Source organism: Saccharothrix hoggarensis, from assembly GCF_042678885.1.
Classification (GTDB): domain Bacteria; phylum Actinomycetota; class Actinomycetes; order Mycobacteriales; family Pseudonocardiaceae; genus Actinosynnema; species Actinosynnema hoggarensis.
The window spans coordinates 14,401-41,288 of record NZ_JBHTLK010000031.1; the positions used below are offsets into that span (position 1 = coordinate 14,401).

A 26,888-nucleotide genomic window follows, 5' to 3' on the forward strand; every position below is an offset into this window, starting at 1 on the left:
AACATGGGAGGCAAGAAGATGACAACCGCACCGACGCGGCGGGTCGGGCTGGGGTGGGCGATCCTCGCCAGCTCCGTCCCGATGTTCGTGGTGGCGTTGAACAACTTGGTGGTGACCAACGCGCTGCCGCAGATCGCCGAGGACTTCTCGGCGGACCAGACGACCCTCCAGTGGGTCGTCAACGCCTACGTGCTGGCGTTCGCGGGCATGCTCCTCACCGCCGCCGCCCTCGGCGACCGGTACGGGCGCAGGCTGGTGTTCCTCATCGGCATCGCGGTGTTCAGCCTCGGCTCGGTGGCGTGCGCCCTGGCCGACTCCAGCGGCTCCCTCATCGCGGCGCGCGTCGTGCAGGGCGTGGGCGCGGCGGCCATCCTGCCGCTGTCGCTGACGATCCTCGCGGCGGCCGTGCCGGAGAAGATGCGCAGCGCCGCCATCGGCATCTGGAGCGGCATCAACGGCCTCGGCGTCGCCCTCGGCCCGCTGGTCGGCGGCGCCGTCACCGAGGGCCTCGACTGGACGTGGATCTTCTGGGTCAACCTGCCCGTCGGCGCGATCGCCGCACCGCTCGTGCTGTGGGCGATCAGCGAGAGCCGCGGCGCGGACCGAGGCCTCGACATCCCCGGTGTGGTCCTGGTGACCGGCCTGATCACGTCGCTGGTGTGGGGCATCGTGCGCGCCGGCGACGAAGGCTGGACGTCACCGCAGATCCTCGGCGCGTTCGGCGTCGCCCTGGTGCTGCTGGTCGCGTTCGTGCTGTGGGAGCGCAAGGCGCCCAACCCGTTGCTGCCGCTGCGGTTCTACCGCATCCCCAACTTCGTGCTCAGCAACGTCGTCTCGCTGTCCATGTACTTCGGCGTGTTCGGCTCCATCTTCTTCCTCGCCCAGTACCTCCAGGGACCGCTCGGGTTCTCGCCGCTCGAAGCCGGCGTGCGCACCCTGCCGTGGACCGCCATGCCGATGATCGTCGCCCCGCTCGCCGGGCTGATCACCGACAAGGTCGGCGGCGGGAAGCTCATGGCCCTCGGCCTCGCCCTCCAGGGCGTCGGCCTCGGCTGGATCGCCACCCTCGCCACCACCACGACCCCGTACGGCGACCTCGTGCCGCCGATGGTGATCGCCGGCATCGGCATGGGCCTCGTGTTCGCGCCGACCACCGCCGTCGTCCTCGGCTCCGTGCGGCCCAGCGAGCACGGCAAGGCGTCCGGCGCGAACAACACCGTCCGCGAGATCGGCGGCGCCCTCGGCATCGCCGTCCTCACCACGGTGTTCACCGAGTACTTCGCCGACGTCGAGATCCGGCAGCCCGCCGACGCCGCCGAGGCGTTCGTCCACGGCATGATCCCCGCCATCTGGGTCGGCGTCGTGTTCGTGGCCGCGGGCGCGCTCGCCGGCCTGTTCATCCGCAAGCGCGCCGCCGTCACGCAAGAGCCGAAGCTGGTCGAGGTGTGACATGACGACCATGTCGACCGGCCCGGCCACCACCGACGACGTCCAGTGGACGCGCTGCCCGTCGTGCGGCGCGTTCGTGTACCTGCGCCGGCTGCACCGCCACCACGAGGTGTGCCCGGACTGCTCCCACCACCTGCGGCTCGACCTCGCCCGACGGTTGGACCTGCTGCTGGACCCGGGATCGCTGGACCGGGTCGACGCGGACCTGCGGCCGGTCGACGTGCTGTCGTTCCGCGACAAGGTGCCCTACCCCGAACGGCTCGCCGGCGCGCAGCGCAAGACCGGCCGCAACGAGGCCGCGGTGTGCGGGCGGGCCACCATCGACGGTCACCCGGTCGTGGTCGCGGCGCTGGACTTCGCCTTCATGGGCGGCAGCGTCGGCGGCCTCACCGGCGAACTCGTCGCCCGCGCCGCCCGCCTCGCGCTGGACACCCGCACCCCGCTGCTGCTGATCTCCGCCTCCGGCGGCGCCCGCATGCAGGAGGGCACGATCTCGTTGATGCAGCTCGCGAAGACCAGCCAGGAGATCGGCCGGCTGCGCGAGGCGGGTGTCCTCGTCGTCAACCTCAACACCGACCCCACCTACGGCGGCGCGACCGCGTCGTTCTCCGTGCTCGGCGACGTCATCCTCGCCGAACCGGGCGCGCGCATCGGGTTCGCCGGACCCCAGGTGATCAAGCAGACCATCCGGCAGGACCTGCCGCCGTCGTTCCAGACCGCCGAGTTCCTGCGCGACAACGGGATGCTCGACCTGGTCGTGCCCCGCGAGTCGACCCGGCCGACGCTGGCCCGGCTGCTCGCCCTGCACGCGCCCGGCGACCCCGAGACCGGCGGCGACTACGTCACCGACCCGTCCGCGCTCACGCCGCGGCCCGCCGCCGAGGTGGTGCGCGGCGCGCACGACGTCGGCCGGCCCACCACCCTCGACCACGCCGCCCGCGTGTTCGACGACTTCGTCGAGCTGCACGGCGACCGGCTCTCCGCCGACGACCCCGCCGTCGTCGGCGGGCTCGCCCGGCTCGGCGGCCGGCCCGTCGTGTTCGTCGGCCACCAGAAGGGCCACCGCACCGACGAACTCGTGCGCCGCAACTTCGGCATGCCGCAACCCTCCGGCTACCACAAGGCCCGCCGCCTCATGGACCTCGCCGACCGGCTGAGGCTCCCGCTGATCGCCCTGGTCGACACGCCCGGAGCGTTCCCCGGCGTCGAGGCCGAGCAGCGCGGCCAGGGCAACGCCATCGCCGAGTGCATCCTGCGCATGTCCCGGATGACCGTGCCGACCATCGCCGTCGTCACCGGCGAGGGCGGCAGCGGCGGCGCGCTCGCGTTCGCCGTCGGCAACCGGGTCCTGATGCTCGAACACGCCTACTACTCCGTGATCAGCCCGGAAGGCGCGTCGACCATCCTGTTCGGCGACGCCGCCTCGGCCGACCGCGCCGCCGAAGCGCTGCGCGTCACCGCGCCCGAGCTGCTGCGCCTCGGCGTGGTGGACGGAGTGGTGCCCGAACCGCCCGGCGGCGCGCACACCGACCACGACGCCGCGTCCGGAGCGCTGCGGTCCGCGTTGCTGCGCTGCCTGACCGAGCTGTCCGACCTGGACGGGGAGCGGCTGCGGGAGCAGCGGTACGACCGGTTCAGCCGGTTCGGCCACCCCGACGCCGCCGGGGCGGACGACCCCGCCGGGTCCGGCCACCCCGCCGGATCTGGCCACCCCGCCGGGTCCGGCCACCCTGCGGCCTCCGACGACCCGGACACCGGGTCCGGCCACCCCGACCACCGCGGGTTCGGCGACCCCGACCCCCGCACCCCGACCGACCGTCCCTGACCGAGAGGGCCACCGCCGTGAGCACCGACGCCGTCATCACCTACGGCACCTCGCCACAGGACCCGTTCGACCCGCCGATGTCGCTGGCCGAGCTGCGTGCCGAGGCCGAACACCTCATCCTCACCATGGGTCGCCCGGTGCGCCGGGTCCACCTGCGCGCCGGGCGCAACGAGGTCGAGGTCGACTGGGAGGCCGCCGCCGTCCCCGCCGCCCCCGCCGCCGGGACGGCCACCGCGATCGCCCCCACGCCGGCCCCACCGGCCCCGACACCCCCGTCCGGGCTGACCGTGAGGTCGCCGCTCGTCGGCACGTTCTACGCCGCACCCAACCCCGGCGCGGCCCCGTTCGTGGCCGTCGGCGACGTCGTCGCGGCCGGCGACCAGCTCGCCATCGTCGAGGCGATGAAGCTCCTCAACCCCATCACCGCCGACCGGGCCGGCCGCATCACCGCCGTGCTCGCCGGCGACGGCGACATGGTCGAGTTCGACCAGCCGCTCTTCGAGTTCGAGCCGGTGGACTGATGTTCCGCAAGGTCCTCGTCGCCAACCGGGGCGAGATCGCGGTCCGCATCATCCGGACCTGCCGGGAACTGGGCATCGCCACCGTCGCGGTGCACTCCACGGCCGACGCCGACGCCCTCCACGTGGCGCTCGCCGACGAGGCGGTGCACATCGGGCCCGCCCCCGCCAAGCAGAGCTACCTGCACATACCCAACATCGTCGGCGCGGCGGTCAAGACCGGTGCGGACGCCGTCCACCCCGGCTACGGGTTCCTGTCCGAGGACCCGTACTTCGCCGAGATCTGCGCGGCGCACGGCATCACGTTCGTCGGGCCGCCGCCCGACGTCATGGAAGCGCTGGGCGACAAGTCCACCGCCCGTCAGCTGATGCAGAAGGCCGGGCTGCCGCTCCTGCCCGGCACCATCACGCCCCTGACGTCCGCGGACGAGGCGCTGGCCGTGGCCGACGACATCGGCTACCCGGTCGTCCTCAAGGCCTCCGCGGGCGGCGGCGGGCGCGGCATCACCGTCGTGCGGCGGCGCGAGGACATGCCGCACGCCTACCGCACCACCCGCGCCGACGCGCAGGCCCTGTTCTCCGACCCGTCGGTCTACCTGGAGCGCTACCTCCAGCCCGCCCGGCACATCGAGGTGCAGATCCTGTGCGACTCCCACGGCAACGCCGTCCACCTCGGCGAACGCGACTGCTCCGTGCAGCGCCGCAACCAGAAGCTCATCGAGGAGTCGCCGTCCACCGCCGTGGACGACGACCTCCGCGAGCGGATCGGCGCGGCGGCCGTGGAGGGCGCCAAGGCCGTCGGCTACCGCGGCGCGGGCACCATGGAGTTCCTCCTCGACGAGGACCGGAACTTCTGGTTCATGGAGTGCAACGCCCGCATCCAGGTCGAGCACCCCGTGACCGAGATGGTGACGTCGGTCGACCTCGTCGCCGAACAGCTGCGGGTCGCCGCCGGCGAGCCCCTGTCGTTCGACCAGGCGTCCGTGCGGCTGCGCGGGCACGCCGTGGAGTGCCGCATCAACGCCGAGGACCCCGACCGGGCGTTCGCGCCGACACCCGGCAGGGTGGAGCACCTGCTGCCACCCGGCGGCCCCGGCGTGCGGGTCGACTCGCACGTCGTGCCCGGCGGCTCCATCCCGCCCTACTACGACTCGCTCATCGCGAAGCTCGTGGTGTGGGGCGAGGACCGCGACGCGGCGTTGGCCCGGATGCGCCGCGCGCTCGCCGAGTACCGCATCTCCGGACCCGGTCTCAGCACCACCGTCGACTTCCACCGCGGGGTGCTCGACCACCCGGAATTCCGACTCGGCGGGGTCACCACCGACTTCCTCGCTCGGATGTCGGGATGACGTGCCGGTCGATACTTCCACTACCAGGGAGTAAGCCCCAGTATCGTGTAAGGTACGACGGCATTGCCGACGGTTGGGAATGCGGGGAGGACGGGGACTCCACTCTCCCGGCCTGACTGGGGAGGGCGGCCTGGCTGAGATGGACGACACTCAGGTCCCGGCGGACGACGAATTAGTGGCGCGATTGCGCGACTTCCTGGGCCAGGCCCCGGACACCTTCGACGACGTGGCCGTCAAGGTCGTCCGGGATCGCCTGGCCAACTCTCCGGAACCCGTGGCGGACGAGCGCGGCAGTGGCGACTCATCACGTTGAATCGGCAACAATGAGCGGCGCAATCGAGGGCAAGAAAAAACCGCAGCGGGGAAAGTCCGCCACGGTGGGCAATCCACAACGGTGGGGAATTGCCCCGGTTGTCAGGAATCCTCGTCCAGCAGTTCCCGCAGGCGGTTCAGTATGCGTCGCCGGGTGGGTCCGATCGAACCGCGCGGCACACCCAGCGCGCTGCTGATCTCGTCGTAGCTCGGCGGTGGGTCCTGGATCAGCAGGCCGAGCAGGGCTTGGTGCTCGGGTGGCAGTTGGCGGATCGCGGTGAACACCCGCGTGCGCTCCGCCGCGGCCAGCAACCCGTCCTCGGGTTTCGCGCCGTCCGCCACGTCCGGGGTGATCGGATCACCCACCGGCACGTGCTTCGCCGACTTCATCAGGTGTCGCAACGCCTCCCGTCGCGCCGCCGTCACGATCCACGCGCTCACTCGATCCGGCTCCCGGAGGGAACCGATGTGCTCCACCACCCGCAGCCACGTCAGCTGGGAGACGTCCTCGCAGTCCGCCGTGGACAGCCCGAACGACCGGGCGACCGTCCACACCAGCGGGTTGAACAGACGGATGAGCTCCTGCCACGCTTGGGGGTCACCGGTGCGGCAGCACGCCACGAGTGAGGCGGCGTCGGTTTTGGCCGTCGGGTGCAACAGCACGGCACAGGAGCCCAGATCGGGCCCTAACTCGTAGGGGCTCGCAGAACTGGACAAGACCACCTCCGCTACCTCTGAATTTGGCCGAAACCCTAGCAGCCCCCTATTGCAGAAGCTACATACAGTCCGTCTTGTTACAGTGTGTCGCAGTTCGGTCCTCCGAACCGTGGATGCGATACTCATTCACATTCGAGCGGTCGGAGTCGGGCCGGGAAGGGTGGAACGGTGGTCGGTGGCGATGCGGCGACCGGTCGGGTGCCGTGGCGGGAGCGCGTGCGGCTGACGGCGACGAAGGACATCGTGCTCGCGGCACGTCGGCGCGTGGCGGTCGACGGCGTCGAGGGCCTCACGATCCGCGCCGTCTCGCGGGATCTCGGCATGAGCTCCCCGGCCCTGTACCGCTACTTCCGCAGCGTCGACGACCTCACCGACGCCATCGTCCTCGACGTCCTGGACGAGATGACCGCCCTCCTCAACGGAGTCGTCGCGGCCACCGCCCACGAGGACCCGGCGCGTCAGATCGTGCTCGCCAGCCGTGCGCTCCGCCGCTGGGCGCTGGACCACGCGTTCGAGTTCCAGCTCACCATGGTCACCCCGCCCACCGCCGAAGCGGGCAAACCCCGTCTCAGCGACGCCCGCTACCGGTTCGGCAAGGTCTTCGCCGGACTCTTCGCGGCCTTCCTCGCCTCCCGCGGCGAACCGCTGCCCGAGGACTCCGCGGCCCTGCTGCCGGAGACGGTCGCCGAGTTCCGCCGCCGCATCGAACTCCCCGTGCCGGACTCGACCATCGCCCTCTTCCTCCGCTGCTGGGTGCGCCTCTACGGCGTCATCTGCATGGAGGTCATGGGCCAGCTCAGGTTCCTGGGCGACCACGCGGGCGAGCTGTTCGAGGCGGAACTCCGTTCCCTGGCCGACATGCTCGGCATGCCCGAGCACGTCCTGGCCCCGCGCTGACGGGCCCGCGGGGCCGTCAGCCGTCAGCCGTCGGTCGTGTCGATGGTGATCACGCAACCGTGGTGGTCGACGTGGGGGACGTCGGAGTCGTCGAACCAGTGGCCGCCGTCGCCGAGGTAGCGGAACCGGTGCGTGCCGGGCGGGAGGATCACGGTCACCGTGCGGGTGCCGTCCCGGCGCGGGACCAGTTCGTGGACGCCGGGCGTCCAGTCGTTGAACGTGCCGACGACGCTCACCGGTCCGCGCGGCTGGTCGAGCGGCAGTGAGAAGGTCACCCGGCGCTTCGGGCCGAAGAGGCGAGTGCTGCGGAGCATCGTTCTCCCTACGCGAGTCGATCGGGCCTTCCGGCACCCTAGCGCCCGCACTCGCGAGGAGGTTCCAAGTGGACGGTCACGCGTCTCGGTGACACAGGCACGGCGACGTTCCCGCGACGTCGGCCGAAAATCCCTCGTGCCAGGCGTGAGAGCCGTCGGACACCACCTGATCGGACACCCGGCGCCGGCCGGCGTTCGAACAGGCGGTCAACGTGTGGGTGCGGAACCCCCGTGTGTCCGATGGGTACCACTCAGGGACGGTCGCCGTTCCGTCTGGCGGCAACGCCGACCGGCGGCTGAGCGCGGTGGGGGGATGGCCGGGATCACAAAGGTGCACGACCTGCAAAGTTGCAGAAGGTGCACGTTTTTCCCTACCCTGATCGAGTGACCGTGCAGGCGGCTGAAGGGCTGCGTGACCGCAAGAAGCGGCGGACTCGGGCGGCGTTGAGCCGTGCCGCCGTGCGCCTGGTCGCGGAGCGCGGGCTCGACCAGGTGACGGTCGAGGACATCAGTGCCGCCGCCGACGTCTCGCCTCGAACGTTCTTCAACTACTTCGCCGGCAAGGAGGACTCCGTCCTCTGCCCCGATCCCGACGCCGGCCCGCGCATCCGCGCCCGCGTCCTCGCCCAACCGGCCGATCTGCTGGCCGCGGCGGCCGTGCGGGAGGCGTTGGTGGCGGAGGTCGCCGCCGAACTGGCCGACGACCGCGAGTTGTGGGTCCAGCGGATGCGGGTGGTGCAGCAGCACCCGGTGCTGCTGGCCAAGGTGTTCTCCGGCGGTGAGGCCGTGGAACGGGACCTGGTGGCCGGGATCGCCGAACGGGTCGGGCTGCCCGCCGACCACCTCTACCCGCTGCTGCTCGGCGCCGCGGCCGGGGCGGCGTTCCGGGTCGCGGTCGTCCGGTGGGCCGGCACGGAGGCCCCGCTGCCCGAGTTGCTGATCGAAGCCCTCGACCTGATCGCGCAAGGGCTGGCACAGCCCCAGCCAGAGGTAGGGGTACGGCGGGGCTAGGCGGGGGAGTGGCCGCTGACCCAGGCCGTCCCGAAGGCGACGGCGAAGGCGCTCGCCTGCGACGTCCACGAAAGTCTTGACGCAGAACGACACCACTGGGGGAGAGATGTCCACCGAAACCGGCACGACCTCGCGCCGGGACGTGATCCAGGCGATGTCCGGCCTGATGCTGGGCATGTTCATGTCCATCCTGGCCTCGACCATCGTGTCGAACGCCCTGCCGCGCATCATCGCCGACCTGCACGGCTCGCAGTCCGTCTACACGTGGGTCGTCACCACGGAACTCCTCGCCATGACGGCGACGGTGCCGCTGTGGGGCAAGCTCGCCGACCTCTACAGCCGCAAGCTCCTCATCCAGCTGTCCCTCGGCCTCTTCGTCGTCGGCTCCCTCATCGCCGGCTTCTCGCCGAACGTCGAGGTGCTCATCGCCAGCCGCGTCGTCCAGGGCCTCGGCGCGGGCGGCATGACGGCGCTCGCCACGATCGTGATGGCAGCGATGATCCCGCCGCGCGAGATGGGCCGGTACGCCGGCATCTTCGGCGCCGTCTTCGGCGTCGGCACGGTCGCCGGCCCGCTGATCGGCGGTCTCATGGTGGACACGTCGTGGCTCGGCTGGCGGTGGTGCTTCTTCATCGGCGTGCCGTTCACGCTCGCCGCGATCCTCCTGCTCCAGCGCACGCTGAACCTGCCGGTGGTGCGCAAGGAGGTCAAGATCGACTACCTGGGCGCGGCGCTGATCGTGGGCGGCGTGTCGACGCTGCTGGTCTGGTCGACGCTGGCCGGAAACCAGTTCGCGTGGGCGTCCGGCTGGACGGCGCTGCTCGTCACGGTCGGCGTGGTGCTGCTGGGCCTGGCCGTCTGGGTGGAGTCGCGGGCGGCCGACCCGATCGTGCCGCTGACGATCTTCGCCAACCGCACGGTCGCGTGGACGACGCTGGCCAGCGCCCTGGTGGGCGTGGCGATGTTCGGCGGCACGGTCTTCCTGTCCCAGTACTTCCAGATCGGACTGGGCAAGACGCCGACGCAGGCGGGCCTGATGAGCCTGCCGCTGATCTTCGGCCTGCTGGTGTCGTCCACGGTGGCCGGTCAGCTGATCACCAAGTGGGGCAGGTGGAAGGCGTTCCTGGTCGCCGGCGCCGCGATCATGGTCGGCGGGATGCTGCTGCTCGCCACGATCGACGCTAACACGAGCGTGTTCACGGTGAGCGTGCACATGGCGGTGCTCGGCATCGGCGTCGGCATGATGATGCAGAACCTCGTCCTGGCCGCGCAGAACGACGTGCCGGCCCGCGACCTCGGCGCCACCACGTCCACGCTCACGTTCTTCCGCAGCCTCGGCGGTGCGATCGGCGTGAGCGCGTTGGGCGCGGTGCTCGCCAACCGGGTCACGGCCCTGAGCGAGGAGAAGTTCGGCCCGGCCCTGGGCGGCGCCGCGGGCACGGTGCCGGACCTGGCGCTGCTGCCCGAGCCGATGCGCGTGATCGTGCGCGACATCTACGCCACGGCGACCGCCGAGCTGTTCCTGATCGGAGCGCCGATCGCGGTGCTGGCGCTGCTGGCGGTGCTGTTCATCAAGGAGAAGCCGCTCAAGACGCTCAGCGGTGACGAGCGCCTGGCCGCCGAGCTGGCCGACGCCCACTAGGCGATCACGGCGGGACACGTGTCGCGCCTGCCCCGGACGACCGCGGGCGGGTGCGACACTTTCGCGCGTGTCGGGACTGCGTGAACGCAAGAAGCTGGCCACTCGGACGGCGCTGGCCGATGCCGCCCTGAGGCTGTGCGTGGCGCACGGCCTCGACGGGGTGACCGTCGAGCAGGTCGCGCACGAGGCGGGCGTGTCGCTGCGCACGTTCTTCAACTACTTCTCGTCCAAAGAGGAAGCCGTGGTGGCGGGCGACGTCGCCACCGCCGCCGCGTTCGTCCGCGCCTTCGCCGAACGGCCGGGGTCCGAGCCGGTGCTGTCAGCCCTGCACCACGCGCTGGTCGAGGTCGTCCCCGAGCGGATCGACCCGGAACGGGTGGCGCAGCTGCGGGCGTTGCGCGGCAACCCGTCACTCCTGCCGCACCAGGTGGCCGCGTTCGCCGCGCAGGAACGGGAGCTGGCCGCCGCAGTGGCCGCACGGGTGGGCGTCGACCCCGCCGCCGACCTCTACCCGGTGATGTTCGCCGCCACGGTCATGGCCACCCTGCGGGTGGTCGTCGGCTGGTGGCTCGACACCCCCGACCGGCCCGAGCTGTCCGACCTCATCGGCGTCATGATCGACCGCCTCGGCGCCGGGTTCGCCGCGGTCGAACCGGCCGCCCGCTGACCCCCGGCCGGGCCGGCCGCCGACCCGCGATCACCACGCCTCCACCACCACCTCGGCCAACGGCGCGCGCGAGCCGGTCAATGGCCCCCGCAGCACTCGTGCGGGCTCTCCGCCTCGGCCGGCCGCAGCACGCCGCCCACGGCGGGCTCCACGTACAGCACCAGCTCGCCGTCACGGCACACCGGGCGCAGGAACCCGAGCGTCTCCACCGGGTCGGCCGGCGACACCGGCACACCGATCCCCACGACCCGGTCGATCGCCGACTCCGCCACGACGTGCGCGACGGGGTGGGTGCCGGTGAGCGCGGCCTGGCCGGGGAACCGCACGCAACGCCCGTCGGCGCGGTCACGGGCCGCGCGCGCCGCCCGTGCGGCGGCCGAGTCGGGGGAGTCGGGGGAGTCGGGGGAGTCGCCGAGCACGACCACCGGACCGTCCAGTGCGCCCGACAGACGGGCCACGTCCACGTCACCCGGCACGTGCGCGGACAGCGTGGTGACGGACACCGGGCCCACCCGGTCGACGTGCGTGCACACGAAGTCCGCCACCACTCCGTCGCCGTCGAGCGCCGCCAGCAGCACGGCGTCCACGTGCGCCGCGCCGTGCTCGCCGGGCAGGGCGGGCACGGCGCCGAGCCACACCATCAGATGACGTCCACGAACACCGGGTTCGCGTAGAACCACAGGTCCGACCACGGGTCGGCGTCGCCGATCACGTCCATCACCGGGTTGCCGTCCGACGTCAGCCGGTTGCCGTCCGACCCGCGCAACCGCAGGTAGAACGCGCCCTCGACGCGGCGGAACGTGTGCGTGAACCTCACCGTGCCGCGGGCGCCGCGGGCCACCTCGAACGACTGCACCACCTTCGTCGCGGGCGCGGTGAACGCGTCGCGGTCGGCCGCCGGACCGGTGACGGGGCCGGCGATCAGGTCCACCTTGGCCAGTCGCGGCACGACACCGGCGAAGTTCGGGCCGCGCGCCAGGTCGACCTCGATCACCACCTCGACGTCGTGACCACGCCGGACGAACGTGCGGCCGCCGATGGTGACGCCGCGCTCGTCGCCCTCGCCGAGCGACCGCACCCGCAGGTTCAGCCCGTCGACGATCCGGCCGTGCACCGCGACGACCTTGCCGCCCTGCATGCCCCGCATGACGTCCACGTAGGACTTGGAGTCCGCGCCGACCAGCGTGGAGCTGTAGAAGCCGGGCCAGTAGTCGCCGTACACCTGCGGCGTGCCGGTGTCGACGGGCGCGCCGCGGCTGCCGGTGGCGTTGTGGTCGCCGGTGCCCTGCTTGTGCGTGTCCTGGTGCACCTGGTGCGCGTCGGACGTCGCGGTGACCCACCAGGGCCGGCCCTCGGCGAGCAGCGAGTCCCACAGACCGCCGACCTTGGCGGTCATCCAGTCGAACCCGCCGTAGGTGCGGTACGGGTTCTCCGTCGCGGTCGGCGCGAAGCCGGGGAAGCTGTCCTGGTTGGGCGAGCCGTCGTAGTAGCCGCGCGCGCCGCCGCGACCGCCGTCCGACGTCCGGATGCCCGCCGCCTGGTGGCCGGGCGCGCCCTCCATGCCCACCGCGACGTCGGGCGCCGCGTCCCGCCAGCCGCGGAACTCGTGGGGGCTGTCCACGCCGCGCCGCGCGGGGTGGTTGGCGAACATGAGCGCGATCTCGGTGCGGCCGGACAGCACCTGGGCTTCGAGGAACCGCAGGGCCGCCAACGCGTACGGCTCGCCGTCCGCCGACGTCGACCGCGTGATCAGCCCCTTGCCGCCCTGCGCGACCGGGGTGGACAGGACACCGCCGTCGTACGCCGCCTCGAACGCCCGCAGGGTGTCCACAGTGGACCGACCCGGCGGCAGGAACACGGTGGCGTGCTCGGCGCCCGGGATGTTCCACTCCAACCCCTGGTACACCAGCACGTCCCGGTGCGCCCGGTGGGCCTGCTCGATGTCCGGCGCGACCTGGCCGACGGAGAACTTCTCGTGCGCCACGCCGCCGTGGTCGGTGATGACGACCCAGTCGAGCCCGTGCTCCCGCGCCTTCGCGACCTGCTGCGCCACCTCGTACTGGCCGTCGGACGAGTACTTGGTGTGGATGTGGTGGTCGCCCGCGTACCACCGGTCGCGGCCGCGCCACGGGTTCACCGGGGTGGCCGGGCGGTCGTCGTGCGCGTGGGCGGGCGCCGCGCCGAGGGTCGTGGCGACACCGGCCGCGCCCAGCCCGGCCAGGAACCGGCGTCGCGCCACGGACAGCGGGCGGTCGTCCTCCCCGTCGCGCCAGCTGCCCTCCACCGCCTCGTGGTGGTGCTCGTGGGTGTGGTCGTGGTGGTGGTGCGACATGCGGTGACTCCGATCCTGACCCGAACGGCGGCGGCCGGTGCGAAGTATCGTTTTGCGCCCCGTGCGCCGGGTGGTCCGCGGGGCCGAACTCCCGGTGAACACTTCGGCGCGTGACCGGGATTTCCCGGTCCTCACCCGTCTGGGCGTGACCGGAGCCTCCACGCCGTTCACCGAGGTGATGAACCTCAACCGGGCCTCAACCGCGCCCCCGCCCGTGCCCCCAGCCGGGCGCGAGCACACTGGGACCGTGGACGGCAAGCGCAGGCGCGGCGAGCTGAGGATCTACCTCGGCGCGGCGCCCGGTGTGGGCAAGACGTACGCGATGCTCGCCGAGGCGCACCGACGCCGGGAACGCGGCACCGACGTCGTCGTGGGCCTGGTCGAGACGCACGGCCGGGAGCGGACCGCGGCCCTGCTCGAAGGCCTGGACCAGCTCCCGCGCCGCCCGCGGCCCCAGCACCCCGGCGGCGAGGTGGACCTGGACGCGCTCCTCGCCCGCGCGCCCGAGGTCGCCGTGGTGGACGAGCTGGCGCACACCAACGCGCCCGGCTCCCGCAACGCCAAGCGCTGGCAGGACGTCGAGGAACTGCTCGACGCGGGCATCGACGTGCTGTCCACCGTCAACGTCCAGCACCTCGAATCCCTCAACGACGTGGTCGAGCGGATCACCGGCGTGGCGCAGCGCGAGACCGTGCCCGACGCGGTGGTGCGGCGCGCCGAGCAGGTCGAGCTGGTCGACCTCACGCCCGAGGCGCTGCGCCGCCGCCTCGCGCACGGCAACGTCTACGCGGCGCACAAGATCGACGCGGCGCTGGGCAACTACTTCCGGCTCGGCAACCTCACCGCGTTGCGCGAACTGGCCCTCCTGTGGGTGGCCGACCAGGTCGACGTCGCCCTGCAGCGGTACCGCTCCGAGCAGCGCATCACCGACACGTGGGAGACCAGGGAACGGGTCGTCGTCGCCATCAGCGGCGGATCGGAGAGCGAGACGCTGATCCGCCGCGCCCGGCGCATCGCGGCCCGCGCGGGCGCGGAGCTGATGGTCGTGCACATCATGCGCGGCGACGGGCTCGTCGGCGCGTCGCCGCAGCTCGTGGCCGGGTTCCGGCGGGTGACCGAGGACGTGGGCGCGACGTTCCACACCGTCGTCGGCGACGACGTGCCGACCGCGCTGCTCGACTTCGCCCGCGGCGTCAACGCCACCCAGCTCGTGCTGGGCACGTCCCGCCGCTCGCGGCTGGCGCGCGTGTTCGACGAGGGCATCGGCGCGTCGGTCATCCAGGCGTCCGGGCCGATCGACGTGCACATGGTCACCCACGACGAGGCTCGGCGCGGCCGGCGGTGGCGCCGGGGCGGCTCCGCGCCGGCCCGGTCCCGCAAGCTGCTCGGCTGGGCGCTGGCCGTGCTGCTGCCCGCCGTCGTCACCGCCGTGGGCGTCGCGTGGCAGGACGAGTTGACGTTCTCCACGGACCTGGTGGGGTTCTTCCTGGCGACGGTGGTGGTCGCGCTGGTCGGCGGACCCGGCCCGGCGCTGTGCGCGGCGTTCGTCGGCGCGGGGCTGCTGAACTTCTTCTTCACCCCGCCGTACCACAGCCTCGCCGTCGCCACCCCGGAGAACCTGATCACGCTGGCCGCCATGCTGCTGGTCGCGGCGTTGGTCGCGCTCGTGGTCGACCGGGCGGCCCGGCTCGCCGCCCAGGGCGCCCGCGCCCGCACCGAGGCCGCGCTGCTCGCCTCCTACGCGCGCACCGTGCTGACCAGCCCGTTCCCGCTGGTCCGGCTGCTGGAGAAGGTGCGCGAGAACTTCGCCCTGGAGTCGGTGGCGCTGCTGGAGCGGCGGGACGGCGAGTGGGAGCGGGTGGCGTGCGTGGGCCCGCGGCCGTGCGCGGAACCGGACGAGGCCGATGTGGACGTGCCGGTGACGGCGGACGTGCACCTGGCGTTGCGCGGCCGCACCCTGCCCGCCGGCGACCAGCGCGCGTTGGAGGCGGCGGCCGGGCAGGCGCTGATGGCGTTGCGGCAGCAGCGGATGGCCGCCGAGACGGCCGAGGCGCAGCGGCGCGCGGAGACCACGGAGCTGCGCACCGCGTTGCTGTCCGCCGTGGGCCACGACCTGCGCACGCCGCTGACGTCCATCAAGGCCGCGATCGGCAGCCTGCGCGACACCGACCTGCCGCTGTCCGAAGAGGACACCGCGGAGCTGCTGGAGACCGTCGAGGTGTCGGCGGACCGGCTGACCGGGCTGATCGACAACCTGCTCGACTCGTCCCGGCTGGCCACCGGCGCCGTCGCGCCGAGACTGCGCGCGGTGACGTACGACGAGGTGGTGGCGCGCGCCCTGGCCGGCATCGACGACCGCGACACCGTGTCCGTGGACGTCGCCGAGCACCTCCCGCCCGTCCTCGCCGACCTCGGCCTGCTGGAACGGGTGGTCGCGAACGTGGTCGACAACGCCCTGCGGCACGGCAGGCTCACCCCGCGCCGACTGGTCGACGTGGACGGTGACGGCCGGATCGAGCTGGACGAACCCGAGATCGCGGTGCGCGCCAGCGCCTACCGGGACCGGGTGGAACTGCGCGTCGTGGACCACGGGCAGGGCTTGCCGAAGAACACGGCGGACGCGGTGTTCGCGCCGTTCCAACGCCTCGGCGACCGTGACGCCACCCCCGGCGTCGGCCTCGGGCTGAGCGTCGCCAAGGGTTTCGTGGACGCCATGGGCGGCGCCATCACGGCGGAGGACACCCCCGGCGGCGGGCTGACGATCGTCATCTCCCTGCCGACCGCCGAGACGGCGCCCGCGTGACCGGGCCGCCGGTTCCGGGGTGGCGGCTGCCGTCAGCCCACCCGCTCAGCCCATCCGCTCAGCCCACCTGATGCGGCCCCAGGAGCGTCCACTTCACGGCCTTGACCGTGCCGTCGGCCGTGGTGCTCTCGCCGACGATCGTGCCGCGCTCGTTCAGCGCCACGGGACGGGTGTGCGTGCCGCCCAGCGAGCTCAGGTACTCGACCACCCCGGCCCGCCACAGGAACGCGCGGGGCGAGCCGGCCGACGACGTCCAGCCGATCACGTCGCCCCGGTCGTTCACCGCGACCGCCTCGGACGGCCCCGGCACGCCCAGGTCGACGGGCTTCCCGCCGAGCGGCCACAGCGTCGCCCGGCGGACCCCGTTGGCGTCCGTCGTCCAGCCCACCACGTCACCGCGCTCGTTGAGCGCCTGCGGGCTGTTCGCCACCCCGCCGGCCGGCGCGAGCACCACCACCTGGCCGTCCGCCCACATCAGCGCCTGGCCCTGCCGGTTGCCGACGACCACGCCGGCCTCGTTGACCGCCGTCACCGAGTACGGGCCGGTGCCGGGCGCGTCGGCCAGCCGCGAGCACGTCGTGCCCGCGCAGCGGAACGCGTGCGCGTCCGTGCCGAACATCGGGGCCTTCGAGCCGACGATGACGCCCGCGTCGTTGATCGCGCTCAGCGACAGGTGCGCCCCGGACACCGGCAGCGAGGTGTGCCTGCCGTCGCGCCACACCGCCGCGCGTTCCTGGTGGTAGCCCGACGGGGAGGTGGAGTACGTCATCGGCACCACGCCGTCGCGGTTGATCCCGTTCGCCACGACGTAGCCGGAGCCGCTCGGCGTGAGGTCGGTGACCTTGCCCTGGTCCCAGATCCGGGGGCGCTGGACGTAGGTGCCGCTGCCGCCCAGGTACTCCTGGATGAGCACCCGGCCCGCCTGGTTCAGGCTCCTCGGCGTGCCGCCGCCCAGGTCCTCGGCCGGGAGGCCGGGCGCCCAGCGCACGGCGCGCGACGGGCCGTTGCCCGAGGCGGTGCCCACGACGTGGCCGAGGTCGTTGACCGCCACCGCGCGGTGGCTGGGGTGACCGGGCAGGCCGGGCAGCTCCGTGATGAAAGCCGCCGCCCGCGCGCCGGGCGCGCTCACCAGCGGCAAGGCCACGGCCAGCGCGAGGACGCCGGCCGTCATGCGTAACTTGGGCATGGTCGCTCCAGTGCGAGACGTCCGCTGAATCGATTTCGACGTTAGTCGCGCGCGGGCGGGTCTGCTTCGGCCGGACAGCGGAATCAGGGGGAACGGTGACGGCACACGAGGGTTCGGCGCGGGACGTTCTGGCAAAGCTCGGCGAGGGCGCCGAGGTGGTCCGGCTGACGGGCGGCGTGGTCAACACGGTGTGGCTGGTCCGCGGTCCGGAGCGCGAGGTCGTGGTAAAGACGACCGAGGACGCGCCGCCGTCCCTTTTCGAGGTCGAAGCCGAGGGCTTGGGCGTGCTCCGGCGGCACGGCCTGACCACGCCGGAGGTGCTGGGCGTCGGCGCGGACTGGCTGCTGCTGGAGGCGATGACGCCGCGGCCGCCGGAGTCCGACGCGTTCTGGGAGGCCGCCGGCCGCGCGGTCGCCGCGCTGCACGACGTGCGCGGCGACCGGTTCGGCTGGGACGACGACGGGTGGCTCGGCGTGCTGCCCCAGCACAACGCCTGGCACGACGACGGGCACGAGTTCTTCGTCGAGCAGCGACTCCTGCGCTACCTGCGGGAGCCGAAGGCGGACGCCGTGCTGACCGCCGAGGACCGGGACGCGCTGGAACGGCTCTGCGCGCGGCTGCCGGAGATCGTGCCCGCCGCGCCGCCCTCGCTCACCCACGGCGACCTGTGGCACAACAACGTCGTCGCGACCGCGGCCGGCGAGCCCGCGTTCATCGACCCGGCGGTGTCGTGGACGTGGCCCGACGTCGACCTCAGCATGATGTTCTGCGGCGCCGACTCGCCCGCGCGGTTCTTCGACGCCTACCACGAGGTCCGGCCCCTCGACCGCGACTGGCGCGACCGGATGCCCGTGGTGTTCCTCCGGGAAATCCTCAGCACTGTGGCGCACGAAGGCGACCGGTGGGGTGCGCTCGTTTACCTCCGCGACGTGCTCAAGCCATTTCGGCGCAGTGTGGTTGTCGATTCCACCAACGAGGCGCAGGTCGGCACGATCGAGTGATTGCCGAGGCCCTGCCCGGTCGCAATCATGTACCGCATGACGCACCGGGAAATCCGGATCACTCTTCCGCCCGGCTTGCCGAATGATCGTTACACCGGCGTGAAGGACGCCGTGTCGAGCTTATTGGGACTGTGGGACATCCCGGTTTCCTGCCTGGAGTCGTTCGACACCGACTCCGGGCCACCGGCGGCTCCCTCCCACCCCGCTCCGATCGACCCGACCTCCGCCGACACCGCTCCCGCCAACGCCGCTCCCGCCGACTCCACCAACGCCGCTCCCGCCGACTCCGGCACCGACCGCGCCGACGCCGCCGACCGCACCGACGTCACCCAGGCCGACCCTCCGCCCGCCGACCCGGCCTGACCGGCGAGCCCCGCCATGACGAGCCCCCCACGACACGCCCCGCCACGACACGCGCCACCGCAGGCAGGCGTCCGAGGCGGTGGCGCTTTCGCGCTGATCACCGCACCCCGGGCCGACCTCCGATCACCGGCTGGGCTGGTCCAGCGGGTTGGCCGACACCCGGTCCGCCCAGCCGTCCCGCATCAGCCCGGCGGCGGCGCAGTGCGGCTTGCGCTCGGCCTGGTCCTTGGCCTGCACGAGGAACGCGTCGGCGAACCCGAGCCGCGGGAACCGCTCCACGACGTCCGCCACGAACCGCTCGGAGAACCGCTCCAGCCCGCGTCCCGACACGTCCGCGCCGACCGCGACCTGCAACAGGTGGCTCTCCGGGTCGTCGTCGGCGGACACGTCGTCGCCCAGGTGCGCCACGATGACCTCCGCCAACCGCGCCCTCCGCTCCGGCCCCCACCCCGCGCCGGCCGCGAACACCCACGCGACGTGCGCACTCGCCTCCTCGAACTGCAGGGTGTGGCTGTCGAACGGCGCGGTGAGCCCGAGGTCGTGCAGCAGCGTCGCGACGTACAGCAGCTCGCCGTCGTGCGCGATGTCGACGTCGGCCGCGTACGCGGTGGCCCACGAGTAGGAGCGCAACGAGTGGTTCAGCAGCCACGGCTGGGTGTACCGGTGGCACACCTCCAGCGCCGCGGCGGACGCCTTGGAGTCGGGCGGGGTGAAGAGGTCCACGACGCCAGCCTAGGTGGCCGACCGCCCGAGCCGGGGCCACGACGCCCGCGACACGACCGCCGTGGCCCGATCGGCGGGATTCGACCGGCAGACACCGACCGCCAAGGCCCCGACCGCCAGGGCCCCGACCGCCAGGGCCCCGACCGCCAGGACACCGCCGCCAAGGTTCCGACCGCCAGGACGCCGACCGCCTACGCCCCAACCCCTAGGACACGACGCCGTCCGCGACCAGACCGGCCCAGATCGCCTCGCCGACGACGGTCAGCGCCGACTGCGGTCGGATCATCACGGTGAACGTGCCGATCCGGCCGTCGTCGTCCAGCTCGATCAGGTCGATGCCCTCGACCTGCTTGCCGCCGACCACCGTCCGGAAGTGCAGGACGTGGCCGTTCGGCCCGTCGTACTGGCCGACGTACCGGAAGTCCTCGAACGTGCGCTGCAGCACCCCGAACAGGGCGCGCACCACGTCGATTCCCTCGAACGGCTGAAACTTCACCGGGCTGTGCAACGTGATGTCGTCCGCGAAGAACGCCGTGGCGCCGACGATGTCGCCCGCCTCTACCGCCGCCTTGAACTCCAGTGCCGCGTTCACGTGGTGCCTCCTCGGGCTGGTCGGATCAGATGGTGGCCGCGAGCCGCGTGCCCTGGTCGATGGCGCGCTTGGCGTCCAACTCGGCGGCGACGTCCGCGCCGCCGATGACGTGCGTGACGACACCGCGCCCGGCGAGCGCGTCGGCGAGGTCCCGCACCGACTCCTGGCCCGCGCACACGACCACCGTGTCGACCTCGATCACGCGCGGCCGCTCGCGGTCCGGGCCGAACGTGACGTGCACGCCCGCGTCGTCGATCCGCTCGTAGTTCACGCCGGTCAGCTGCTCGACCCCCTTGGCGGCCAGCGCCGCCCGGTGCACCCAGCCGGTGGTCTTGCCCAGGCCCTTGCCGATCCGGGACGCCTTGCGCTGCAACAGGTACACCTGCCGCGCGGCCTTCGCGGGCTTCGGCGCGGTGACGCCGCCGCGCACGTCCGCCGGGTCGGCGACACCCCACTCGGCCCGCCACTCGTCCACGTCGAGGGCGGGGGAGGAAGCGTGGGTGAGGAACTCGGTCACGTCCACCCCGATCCCGCCCGCGCCGATCACCGCGACCCGCTCGCCGACCGGGGCGCCGTGCCGCACCACGTCCACGTACGACAGCGCGCGCTCCACACCGGGGATCGCGGGCACCCGCGGCGCGACACCGGTCGCGATCACGACCTCGTCGAAGTCCGCGACGTCGTCCGCCGTGACCCGCGTGCCGAGGTGCAGCTTGACGCCGGTCAGCTCGATGCGCCGCCGGAAGTAGCGGATCGTCTCGGCGAACTCCTCCTTGCCGGGGATGCGCCGGGCGATGGCGAACTGGCCGCCGATGTCGTCGTCCGCCTCGAACAGCTCCACCGCGTGCCCGCGCTCGGCCAGCGAGGTCGCCGCCGCGAGCCCGGCCGGACCCGCGCCGACCACCGCGACCCGCTTGGCGCGACGGGTCGGCAGGAGCCGGAGCGTCGTCTCGTTGCCCGCCCGCGGGTTGACCATGCAGGAGGCCTTCTTCATCGAGAACGTGTGGTCGAGGCACGCCTGGTTGCACGCGATGCAGGTGTTGATCTCGTCGGCGCGGCCCGTCTCGGCCTTGCGCACCCAGTCCGGGTCGGCCAGGAACGGCCGCGCCATCGACACCAGGTCCGCGTCACCGCGCGCCAGCACCTCCTCGGCCGTCTCCGGCATGTTGATCCGGTTCGAGGTGACCACGGGGACGCCGACGTGGGGGCGCAGCTTCGCGGTGACGTTCGTGAACGCGGCGCGCGGCACGGACGTGACGATCGTCGGCACGCGTGCCTCGTGCCAGCCGATGCCGGTGTTGATGATCGTCGCGCCGGCCGCCTCGACCTCCCGGCCGAGCGCCACGACCTCGTCCCACGTCTGGCCGTCCTCGACGAGGTCGATCATCGACAGCCGGTAGATCAGGATGAAGTCCGGACCGGCCGCCTCGCGGCAGCGGCGCACGACCTCCACCGCGATCCGCCGCCGGTTCTCCGGGCTGCCGCCCCACCGGTCGGTGCGCTTGTTCGTGCGGGGCGCGAGGAACTGGTTGATGAAGTAGCCCTCGGAGCCCATGATCTCGACGCCGTCGTACCCCGCCTCGCGGGCGAGCGCGGTGGCGCGGGCGAACGCGTCGATCTGCGCGCGGACACCCCGGTCCGACAGTGCGCGCGGCCGGAACTTGCTGATCGGGGCCTTGAGCGGGGACGCCGACACGCTGAACGGGTGGTAGGCGTACCGGCCCGCGTGCAGCAGCTGGAGGGCGATCTTGCCGTCGTGCTCGTGCACCGCGTCCGTGACGGTCCGGTGCCGGCGCGCCTCGCGGCGCGTCGTGAGCTTGGAGGAGAACGGGTAGAGCCAGCCCGCCCGGTTCGGCGCGAAGCCGCCGGTGACCATGAGCCCGACGCCGCCTCGCGCCCGTTCGGCGAAGTAGGCGGCGAGCTTGTCGAAGTCCTTGGCGCGGTCCTCGTTGCCGGTGTGCATGGAGCCCATCAGCACCCGGTTGCGCAGGGTCGTGAAGCCCAGGTCCAGGGGCTTGAGCAGGTTCGGGTACCCGGTCATCGCCGGTCGTCCTCTCGCATCGCGGCCAGCACCTCGTCGCACCACTCGACCAGCGCCTGCTCGGCCCGCACCCCGCCGCGCAGGACCAGGTACTGGTGCAGACGGCGGCCGGACAGCGCGGACGGGTCGGGGAAGTCCTTCTTCTCGATGGCGCGGAAGACGTCCAGGCGTTCCGAGTGGAGGTCGCGGTGCCGTGCCACCTCGCGGACCAGCGCGTCGCGGTCGCCCAGGGACGCCCCGCGCACCTTCAGCGCCAGCTCGTGCCGGATCGTCTCCGGTTCGCCGGGGGAGGCGAGCCAGCGGGCGAGTTCCGCCCGGCCCGCCTCGGCGACCTCGTACACCTTCTTGTCCGGGCGGCGCTCCTGGGCGACCTCGTCGCACGACACCCAGCCGGAGTCCACCATGCGCTTGAGCGTGCGGTAGATCTGCTGGTGGGTGGCGGCCCAGAAGAAGCCGATCGACTTCTCGAAGCGGCGGGCCAGTTCGTAGCCCGAGCCCGAGCGCTCGTCCAGCGACACGAGGATCGCGTGCTCCAACGCCATGCCGTGACAGTAGCTGTGCAACCGGATGCAGTGCAACTAGTTGCATAGCTATGCGGACCGAGCCACGCCGGAGTGAGGCGCGCCAGCCGTGCGGGGTCGCCGCTCAGGAGATGCGCCCACCGCGCCGCTCGGCGATCAGCACCTCCAGACCGTCCAGGATGCGGTTCAGCCCGAACGACCAGCCGTTGTCCCCGACCGCCGAGCCGCTCGACCGCGCCGCCTCGTGCAGGGCGGGGAAGCGGTCGCGGTGGGCGTCGAGGATCTCCCGGAGGCGCTTCTCCGCCGTCCACGGCTGAGTGCCCGCCGTCGCCGACGACTGCGTGTTCCGGATGTGGCCGCTGAGCAGGAACACCGCGTCCATCCGTTCGCCGCCGTCGAGCCCGGTGTCGCCGAGCGCCGCCACGGCCGACTCCGTCCACCCGACCTCGCGCGGACCGGTCGGGCGCTCACCCGTGGTCGCCGCGGGGAGCCACGGGTGGCGCCGCCAGGTCTCCCGCATCAGGTCGGCCCACGTGACGAGCCTCGGCCGCCACCCGCCCGGCACGGCGCGCAGGTCCGGCGGGTCGCCGACCGCCGACTCGATCATCACCGCGACCAGCTCGGCCTTGCTCGACACGTGCCGGTACAGGGCCATCTTGGTGACGTCCAGCCTGGCCGCGACGTGCTGCATCGACACCGACGCCATGCCCTCCGCGTCGGCGACCTCGATGGCCGCGTCGGCGATCCGGTCCACCGTGAGCGCGAGCCGCGGCGCACGCGCCGGCTTGTCGCGCGAACCCCACAGCAGGTCCGTGCCCAGGTCCTCGCTCGCCATCCACCCACCACTTCCGAATCGGCGGTTGCGCCCGTTGTCGATCTGTGTCTATCGTACACGCAGTGTCCGCCGGACACACAAGTTACCGTAGGACACAGCGGTGTCCGTTCGTATTCCCGTGGGGGTTTCGACCATGTCCGTGAAGATCTTCGTGAACCTGCCGGTGAGCGACCTCGCGAAGTCGATCGAGTTCTTCGCCGCCCTCGGCTTCGCGCACAACCCGCAGTTCACCGACGACAACGCGTCGTGCGTCGTCTTCAGCGACACGGTCTACGCGATGCTCGTCACCGAGCCGTTCTTCAAGACGTTCACCACCAAGGAGATCGCCGACTCGGCGACGACGACCGAGGTGATCGTGGCGCTGTCGCTCGACAGCCGCGAGCAGGTCGACGAGCTGGCGGACAAGGCGCTGGCCGCGGGCGGCGGGTTCGTGAAGGAGCCGGAGGACCACGGCTTCATGTACGGCCGCAGCTTCACCGACCTCGACGGCCACATCTGGAACGTGTTCTGGATGGACGAGGCGGCGACCCAGGGCTGAGCCCGGGCTGGGGATTCGCGGCGGCGCGCTGGTCGCACCCGCCACCGCGTGGTCACCACCGCGTGTCCGGCACCGCGTGCTCGCCGCCGCGTGCTCACCACCGCGTACTCGCCGCCGCACGTTCGCCACCGCGTGCTCACCGCCGTACGTTCGCCGGCGCGTGTTCGGACACGCGCCGGCCACGAGGCCGGTGGGTACGGAGTTGGTCCGCGGACGAGGGTCGGGTGCCGGCTCGGAGCCGGGCGGTGGGATCGGCTCGTGGCAGGGGAGCGGGTGGGCGTAGTGGAACAGGGTGGGGCGGGGAGCCGCAGGTAGCTTCCCCGCCCCACCCCGGGAGCTGGTCCGGCGCCGTCCGGTGCGCGCCGTCCGGTCCGGCGGCGGCCGGCACGGCGCCGATCAGGCCGTGCCGGTCGGAACGCCGGTCAGAACTGCAGCGACCAGCCGTTGATCCGTCCGACGTCGGCCGACGCCACGTCCTGGACCCGCAGCTTCCACGTGCCGTTCGCGACCTCGCCGGACGCGTTCACGGTGTACGTGGTCACGACGTTGTCCGCGCTGTCGTTGCTGGACGTCTTCACCCGGAACGCCGTGCCGTCCGGCGCGACGACGTCGATCACCAGGTCGCCGCGGAAGGTGTGGGTGATGTCCACGCCCACCGCCAGCGCCGCCGGCGCGTTGCCGGACACGCCGGTCACCGTGATCGGGCTCTCGACCGTGGTCAGGTCGGGGATCGCCACGTCGGTCTGGTTCTCGAAGCGCGGACCGGGCGGGGTGCCGCCCTCACCGGCCAGGGTCCACAGGGCGTACGCGATGGCGTCGCTGTTCCGGTCCAGCGCGGTGGCGTTGATGTTGGTCAGCGTGTCGCACGACCGGTGGTAGCAGCGGTCGAAGGCGACGCCCGCCGTGCCGCCCCACTTCTGCGCCTGCGCCGCCGTCTTGATCACCTCGGCGCCGGTGAACGTGCCGCCGACCGGGATGCCGGCCCGGGCGAACGCGGCGTGGTCCGAGCGCCCGCCGACGGACGTCAGCTCCGTGGGCACGCTGAACGCGGCCTGCAACGTCTGCTGCAGCAGCAGCGACCCGGTCGGCTGACCGGAGGCGCTGTAGACGAAGTAGCCGGGGTTCGGGGAGCCGATCATGTCGAAGTTCAGGTACGCCTTGATCTTCGACCGCTCGGTCGTCGGCAGGTTGTTCACGTAGTGGTTGGAGCCGATCAGCCCCAGCTCCTCGGCGCCCCACCAGCCGAACCGGATGTGCTTGCGCGGCGCGAAGGCCTGCCGGGACACGGTCAGCGCGACCTCCAGCAGACCGGCCGAGCCGGAGCCGTTGTCGTTGATGCCCGGCCCCGACGTCACGCTGTCGAGGTGACCGCCGAGCATGAGCACGTCGTTCGGGTCGCCGCCCGGCCAGTCGGCGGTCAGGTTGTACCCGGCCACGCCGTTGTACGTGAACTGCTGCACCGCCGTCTGGTACCCGGCCGCGTCGAGCTTCGCCTTCAGGTGGTTGATCGACGCCAGGTAGCCCGGCCGGCCGTGCGCCCGGTTGCCGCCGTTGTTGTTGGCGATCGTCTGCAGGTCGTTCAGGTGCGCCTGCACGTTCGCCAGGGAGATGTCGGGCGCCGCCAGCGCGCTCACCGGGGCCGCGGTGACGGCCGGTGGGCTCAGCAGGGCAGCGGCGAGCAACAGGGCGCTCGCCGCCGGGATCGTCCTTCGCAAGGACATGGCTGCCTCCGCAGGGTGTAGGGAAAGCCACGCACGAGCGTGCGTGCTGGGGCAGCACCGCGGTAGCGACGTTCGTCGTGGCACATTCGGACGCACGACTCCTGGCGTAGTGGTCACAATAGCTTCAGTGTTGAATGAAAATAACACCTACACCAGCACCCGAGGCAGTGCGGCCACCAGGGAAAACGCCTGGAAGGAACGCGGGCGCGCTACCGGCGGGACGGGCTCACTGCTGGGCGCGCTGGGCACGGGCCCGGCGCTTGCCCTCGTGCATCGCCTGCACGCGGGCGACCGGGATCGTGTGCCCCTCGGCGACCAGGTCGTCGGGGAGCTTCTGCGGCGCGGGCATCCGCGAGTGCCACGGGTCGTCGTCGCCGAGCAGGGCGGCGGCTGTCCGGACGGTGAAGTCGGACGGCTTCACGGACGGCAGGTCGGCCCAGTCCACCGGGAACGACACCGTCGTGCCCGGCCGGATGCGGGGGCTGTACGCGGCGGCGACGGTCGCGCCGTACGCGCGGGTCGAGTCCAGGAACACCCGTCCGCCCCGGTCGTCCTTGATGAACGCCGTGGTCGCCAACGCCGGGTCCAGCCGCTCGGCGCGCGCCGCCAGGGCACGGGTCGCGGCGGCCACGTCGTCGTCGCTGCCGTCCACCGGCACGAACACGTGCACGCCCTTGGACCCGCTGGTCTTGACGAGCCCGGTGAGGCCGTCGTCGGCCAGTGCCCGCCGGACCAGGTCCGCCGCCGCCACGACCACGTCGAACCCGGCGCCCTCCGGCGGGTCGAGGTCGAGCACGAGGTAGGACGGCCGGTCGAACGCGCCCGCGAGCCCGAGCGTGACGTGGTACTCGACGGCCCGCTGGTTGGCGAACCACAGCAGCGTCCGGCGGTCCTCGCACACCGCGTACCGGATCTGGCGCTTGGACGTCTCGGCCCACAGCGTCACGCTCGGCACCCACTCGGGCGTGTACTTGGGCAGGTTCTTCTGGGTGAACGGCTCCTGGCCCGGTCGCACCCGCACCACCGACAGCGGCCGCCCGGCCAGCCCGGGGAGCATCCGGTCCCGCACCGCGTCGAGGTAGTCGACCAGGTCGCCCTTGGTCGCGTCGGCCCCGTCGAACAGCGGCTGGTCGAGGTTGGTCAACGCCACGCCGTCCCGCTCGTCACCCATGACGCCACCCTTCCGGGTCACCGTGCGGTCGGCAAGCCCAGCGGTCGGCAAGCCCAGCGGTCGGCAAGCCCAGCGGTCGGCAAGCCCGGCGGTCGGCAAGCCCGGCGGTCGGCAGGCCCGGCGGCCGGCGGCGAGGACGTCACAGCACGGCGAGGCGGAGGCGGCGGAGGCGGTCGGGGTCGGCGATGACGTCGAACGCGGCGATCCGGTCCTCCCGCACGACGACGGTGAGGACGAAGAGCAGCCGGCCGCGCGGCGCGACGACCACGCCGACCCGCCCGTCCACCAGGGCGGGTTCGGCGTGGCGGGCGTTGGCGGCGAGGGCGGCGGTCTCGGTGGCGACGGCGTGCGCGCCGCGGA

General features: G+C 72.6%; 24 protein-coding genes and 2 pseudogenes. 13 read left to right on the top strand and 13 right to left on the bottom strand.

Going from position 1 to position 26,888, the window contains the following annotated elements; genetic code table 11:
• Nucleotides 1-18: 18 nt before the first annotated feature.
• From ACFQ3T_RS09000 to ACFQ3T_RS09020, 5 genes and pseudogenes are all read left to right on the top strand, one after another.
• The gene (locus ACFQ3T_RS09000; protein WP_380722236.1) at nt 19-1,449 is read left to right on the top strand and encodes an MFS transporter; all 1,431 of its coding nucleotides are present in this window, start codon (nt 19-21) and stop codon (nt 1,447-1,449) included.
• 1 nt (nt 1,450) lies between these two features.
• Nucleotides 1,451-3,121, top strand: a pseudogene (locus tag ACFQ3T_RS09005) (acetyl-CoA carboxylase carboxyltransferase subunit alpha); the annotation flags it as partial.
• 170 nt (nt 3,122-3,291) lie between these two features.
• Nucleotides 3,292-3,795 carry an acetyl-CoA carboxylase biotin carboxyl carrier protein gene (locus tag ACFQ3T_RS09010; RefSeq protein WP_380722238.1) on the top strand — a complete coding sequence of 168 codons (504 nt, stop codon included), beginning with the start codon at nt 3,292-3,294 and terminating at the stop codon, nt 3,793-3,795.
• A complete protein-coding gene (accC, locus tag ACFQ3T_RS09015) occupies nt 3,795-5,141 on the top strand; it encodes an acetyl-CoA carboxylase biotin carboxylase subunit (protein WP_380722240.1) in 1,347 nt (448 codons plus the stop codon). The genes ACFQ3T_RS09010 and accC overlap by 1 nt, the downstream gene beginning before the upstream one ends.
• Before the next feature lie 139 nt (nt 5,142-5,280).
• Nucleotides 5,281-5,454, top strand: a complete 174-nt coding sequence (locus ACFQ3T_RS09020; protein ID WP_380722242.1) for a hypothetical protein — start codon at nt 5,281-5,283, stop codon at nt 5,452-5,454.
• 101 nt (nt 5,455-5,555) lie between these two features.
• Here the strand turns inward: ACFQ3T_RS09020 and ACFQ3T_RS09025 are convergent, their stop codons facing one another.
• On the bottom strand, nt 5,556-6,116 hold the full coding sequence (locus ACFQ3T_RS09025; protein WP_380722244.1) for an RNA polymerase sigma factor: 561 nt from the start codon (nt 6,114-6,116) through the stop codon (nt 5,556-5,558).
• A gap of 222 nt (nt 6,117-6,338) precedes the next feature.
• On the opposite strand from ACFQ3T_RS09025, the gene ACFQ3T_RS09030 reads away from it, so the two are divergent.
• A complete protein-coding gene (locus tag ACFQ3T_RS09030) occupies nt 6,339-7,067 on the top strand; it encodes a TetR/AcrR family transcriptional regulator (protein ID WP_380722246.1) in 729 nt (242 codons plus the stop codon).
• 23 nt (nt 7,068-7,090) lie between these two features.
• Here the strand turns inward: ACFQ3T_RS09030 and ACFQ3T_RS09035 are convergent, their stop codons facing one another.
• Nucleotides 7,091-7,381 (bottom strand): isoamylase early set domain-containing protein, encoded by a 291-nt coding sequence (locus tag ACFQ3T_RS09035; protein ID WP_380722248.1) that lies wholly within the window; start codon nt 7,379-7,381, stop codon nt 7,091-7,093.
• Nucleotides 7,382-7,765: 384 nt separating this feature from the next.
• On the opposite strand from ACFQ3T_RS09035, the gene ACFQ3T_RS09040 reads away from it, so the two are divergent.
• The 3 genes from ACFQ3T_RS09040 (at nt 7,766) to ACFQ3T_RS09050 (ending at nt 10,701) form a co-directional block, all read left to right on the top strand.
• Complete coding sequence (locus tag ACFQ3T_RS09040; RefSeq protein ID WP_380722250.1) at nt 7,766-8,392, top strand: TetR/AcrR family transcriptional regulator; 627 nt, start codon at nt 7,766-7,768, stop codon at nt 8,390-8,392.
• 106 nt (nt 8,393-8,498) lie between these two features.
• Complete coding sequence (locus tag ACFQ3T_RS09045) at nt 8,499-10,034, top strand: MDR family MFS transporter (protein ID WP_380722252.1); 1,536 nt, start codon at nt 8,499-8,501, stop codon at nt 10,032-10,034.
• A 67-nt stretch (nt 10,035-10,101) separates the two neighbouring features.
• Nucleotides 10,102-10,701: a TetR/AcrR family transcriptional regulator gene (locus ACFQ3T_RS09050; protein WP_380722254.1), complete on the top strand. Its 600-nt coding sequence runs from the start codon at nt 10,102-10,104 to the stop codon at nt 10,699-10,701.
• A 77-nt stretch (nt 10,702-10,778) separates the two neighbouring features.
• Here ACFQ3T_RS09050 and ACFQ3T_RS09055 read toward each other — a convergent pair whose 3' ends face one another.
• Both ACFQ3T_RS09055 and ACFQ3T_RS09060 read right to left on the bottom strand, forming a co-directional pair.
• A complete protein-coding gene (locus tag ACFQ3T_RS09055; protein WP_380722256.1) occupies nt 10,779-11,342 on the bottom strand; it encodes a hypothetical protein in 564 nt (187 codons plus the stop codon).
• Entirely contained in the window at nt 11,342-13,033 is a 1,692-nt protein-coding gene (locus tag ACFQ3T_RS09060; RefSeq protein ID WP_380722258.1) for a PHP domain-containing protein, read from the bottom strand. Before ACFQ3T_RS09060 ends, ACFQ3T_RS09055 begins: the two co-directional genes overlap by 1 nt.
• Before the next feature lie 178 nt (nt 13,034-13,211).
• On the opposite strand from ACFQ3T_RS09060, the gene ACFQ3T_RS09065 reads away from it, so the two are divergent.
• Nucleotides 13,212-15,836, top strand: coding sequence for a DUF4118 domain-containing protein (locus tag ACFQ3T_RS09065; protein WP_380722282.1), 2,625 nt, complete (start codon nt 13,212-13,214; stop codon nt 15,834-15,836).
• A gap of 58 nt (nt 15,837-15,894) precedes the next feature.
• On the opposite strand, the gene ACFQ3T_RS09070 is transcribed toward ACFQ3T_RS09065, so the two are convergent.
• On the bottom strand, nt 15,895-17,022 hold the full coding sequence (locus ACFQ3T_RS09070) for a hypothetical protein (protein ID WP_380722260.1): 1,128 nt from the start codon (nt 17,020-17,022) through the stop codon (nt 15,895-15,897).
• 95 nt (nt 17,023-17,117) lie between these two features.
• On the opposite strand from ACFQ3T_RS09070, the gene ACFQ3T_RS09075 reads away from it, so the two are divergent.
• A complete protein-coding gene (locus tag ACFQ3T_RS09075; RefSeq protein WP_380722262.1) occupies nt 17,118-18,023 on the top strand; it encodes a fructosamine kinase family protein in 906 nt (301 codons plus the stop codon).
• Nucleotides 18,024-18,059: 36 nt separating this feature from the next.
• Nucleotides 18,060-18,386, top strand: coding sequence for a hypothetical protein (locus tag ACFQ3T_RS09080; protein WP_380722264.1), 327 nt, complete (start codon nt 18,060-18,062; stop codon nt 18,384-18,386).
• A gap of 123 nt (nt 18,387-18,509) precedes the next feature.
• Here ACFQ3T_RS09080 and ACFQ3T_RS09085 read toward each other — a convergent pair whose 3' ends face one another.
• The 5 genes from ACFQ3T_RS09085 to ACFQ3T_RS09105 all read right to left on the bottom strand — a co-directional run bounded on the left by ACFQ3T_RS09085 (nt 18,510) and on the right by ACFQ3T_RS09105 (nt 23,098).
• Nucleotides 18,510-19,109 carry an HD domain-containing protein gene (locus ACFQ3T_RS09085; RefSeq protein ID WP_380722266.1) on the bottom strand — a complete coding sequence of 200 codons (600 nt, stop codon included), beginning with the start codon at nt 19,107-19,109 and terminating at the stop codon, nt 18,510-18,512.
• A 205-nt stretch (nt 19,110-19,314) separates the two neighbouring features.
• Nucleotides 19,315-19,701 carry a nuclear transport factor 2 family protein gene (locus ACFQ3T_RS09090; protein WP_380722268.1) on the bottom strand — a complete coding sequence of 129 codons (387 nt, stop codon included), beginning with the start codon at nt 19,699-19,701 and terminating at the stop codon, nt 19,315-19,317.
• Between the two features lie 25 nt (nt 19,702-19,726).
• A complete protein-coding gene (locus ACFQ3T_RS09095) occupies nt 19,727-21,742 on the bottom strand; it encodes an oxidoreductase (RefSeq protein ID WP_380722270.1) in 2,016 nt (671 codons plus the stop codon).
• Nucleotides 21,739-22,284 carry a PadR family transcriptional regulator gene (locus tag ACFQ3T_RS09100; RefSeq protein ID WP_380722272.1) on the bottom strand — a complete coding sequence of 182 codons (546 nt, stop codon included), beginning with the start codon at nt 22,282-22,284 and terminating at the stop codon, nt 21,739-21,741. The genes ACFQ3T_RS09095 and ACFQ3T_RS09100 overlap by 4 nt, the downstream gene beginning before the upstream one ends.
• Nucleotides 22,285-22,387: 103 nt before the next feature.
• Nucleotides 22,388-23,098 (bottom strand): TetR/AcrR family transcriptional regulator, encoded by a 711-nt coding sequence (locus ACFQ3T_RS09105; protein ID WP_380722274.1) that lies wholly within the window; start codon nt 23,096-23,098, stop codon nt 22,388-22,390.
• A 133-nt stretch (nt 23,099-23,231) separates the two neighbouring features.
• On the opposite strand from ACFQ3T_RS09105, the gene ACFQ3T_RS09110 reads away from it, so the two are divergent.
• Complete coding sequence (locus tag ACFQ3T_RS09110) at nt 23,232-23,636, top strand: VOC family protein (protein WP_380722276.1); 405 nt, start codon at nt 23,232-23,234, stop codon at nt 23,634-23,636.
• Nucleotides 23,637-24,058: 422 nt separating this feature from the next.
• Here the strand turns inward: ACFQ3T_RS09110 and ACFQ3T_RS09115 are convergent, their stop codons facing one another.
• The 3 genes and pseudogenes from ACFQ3T_RS09115 to ACFQ3T_RS09125 form a co-directional block, all read right to left on the bottom strand.
• Nucleotides 24,059-25,357 (bottom strand): M28 family peptidase, encoded by a 1,299-nt coding sequence (locus tag ACFQ3T_RS09115; RefSeq protein WP_380722278.1) that lies wholly within the window; start codon nt 25,355-25,357, stop codon nt 24,059-24,061.
• 226 nt (nt 25,358-25,583) lie between these two features.
• Complete coding sequence (locus ACFQ3T_RS09120) at nt 25,584-26,528, bottom strand: DNA polymerase domain-containing protein (RefSeq protein WP_380722280.1); 945 nt, start codon at nt 26,526-26,528, stop codon at nt 25,584-25,586.
• 139 nt (nt 26,529-26,667) lie between these two features.
• Nucleotides 26,668-26,888: pseudogene (locus ACFQ3T_RS09125) on the bottom strand (RNA polymerase subunit sigma-70); the annotation flags it as partial.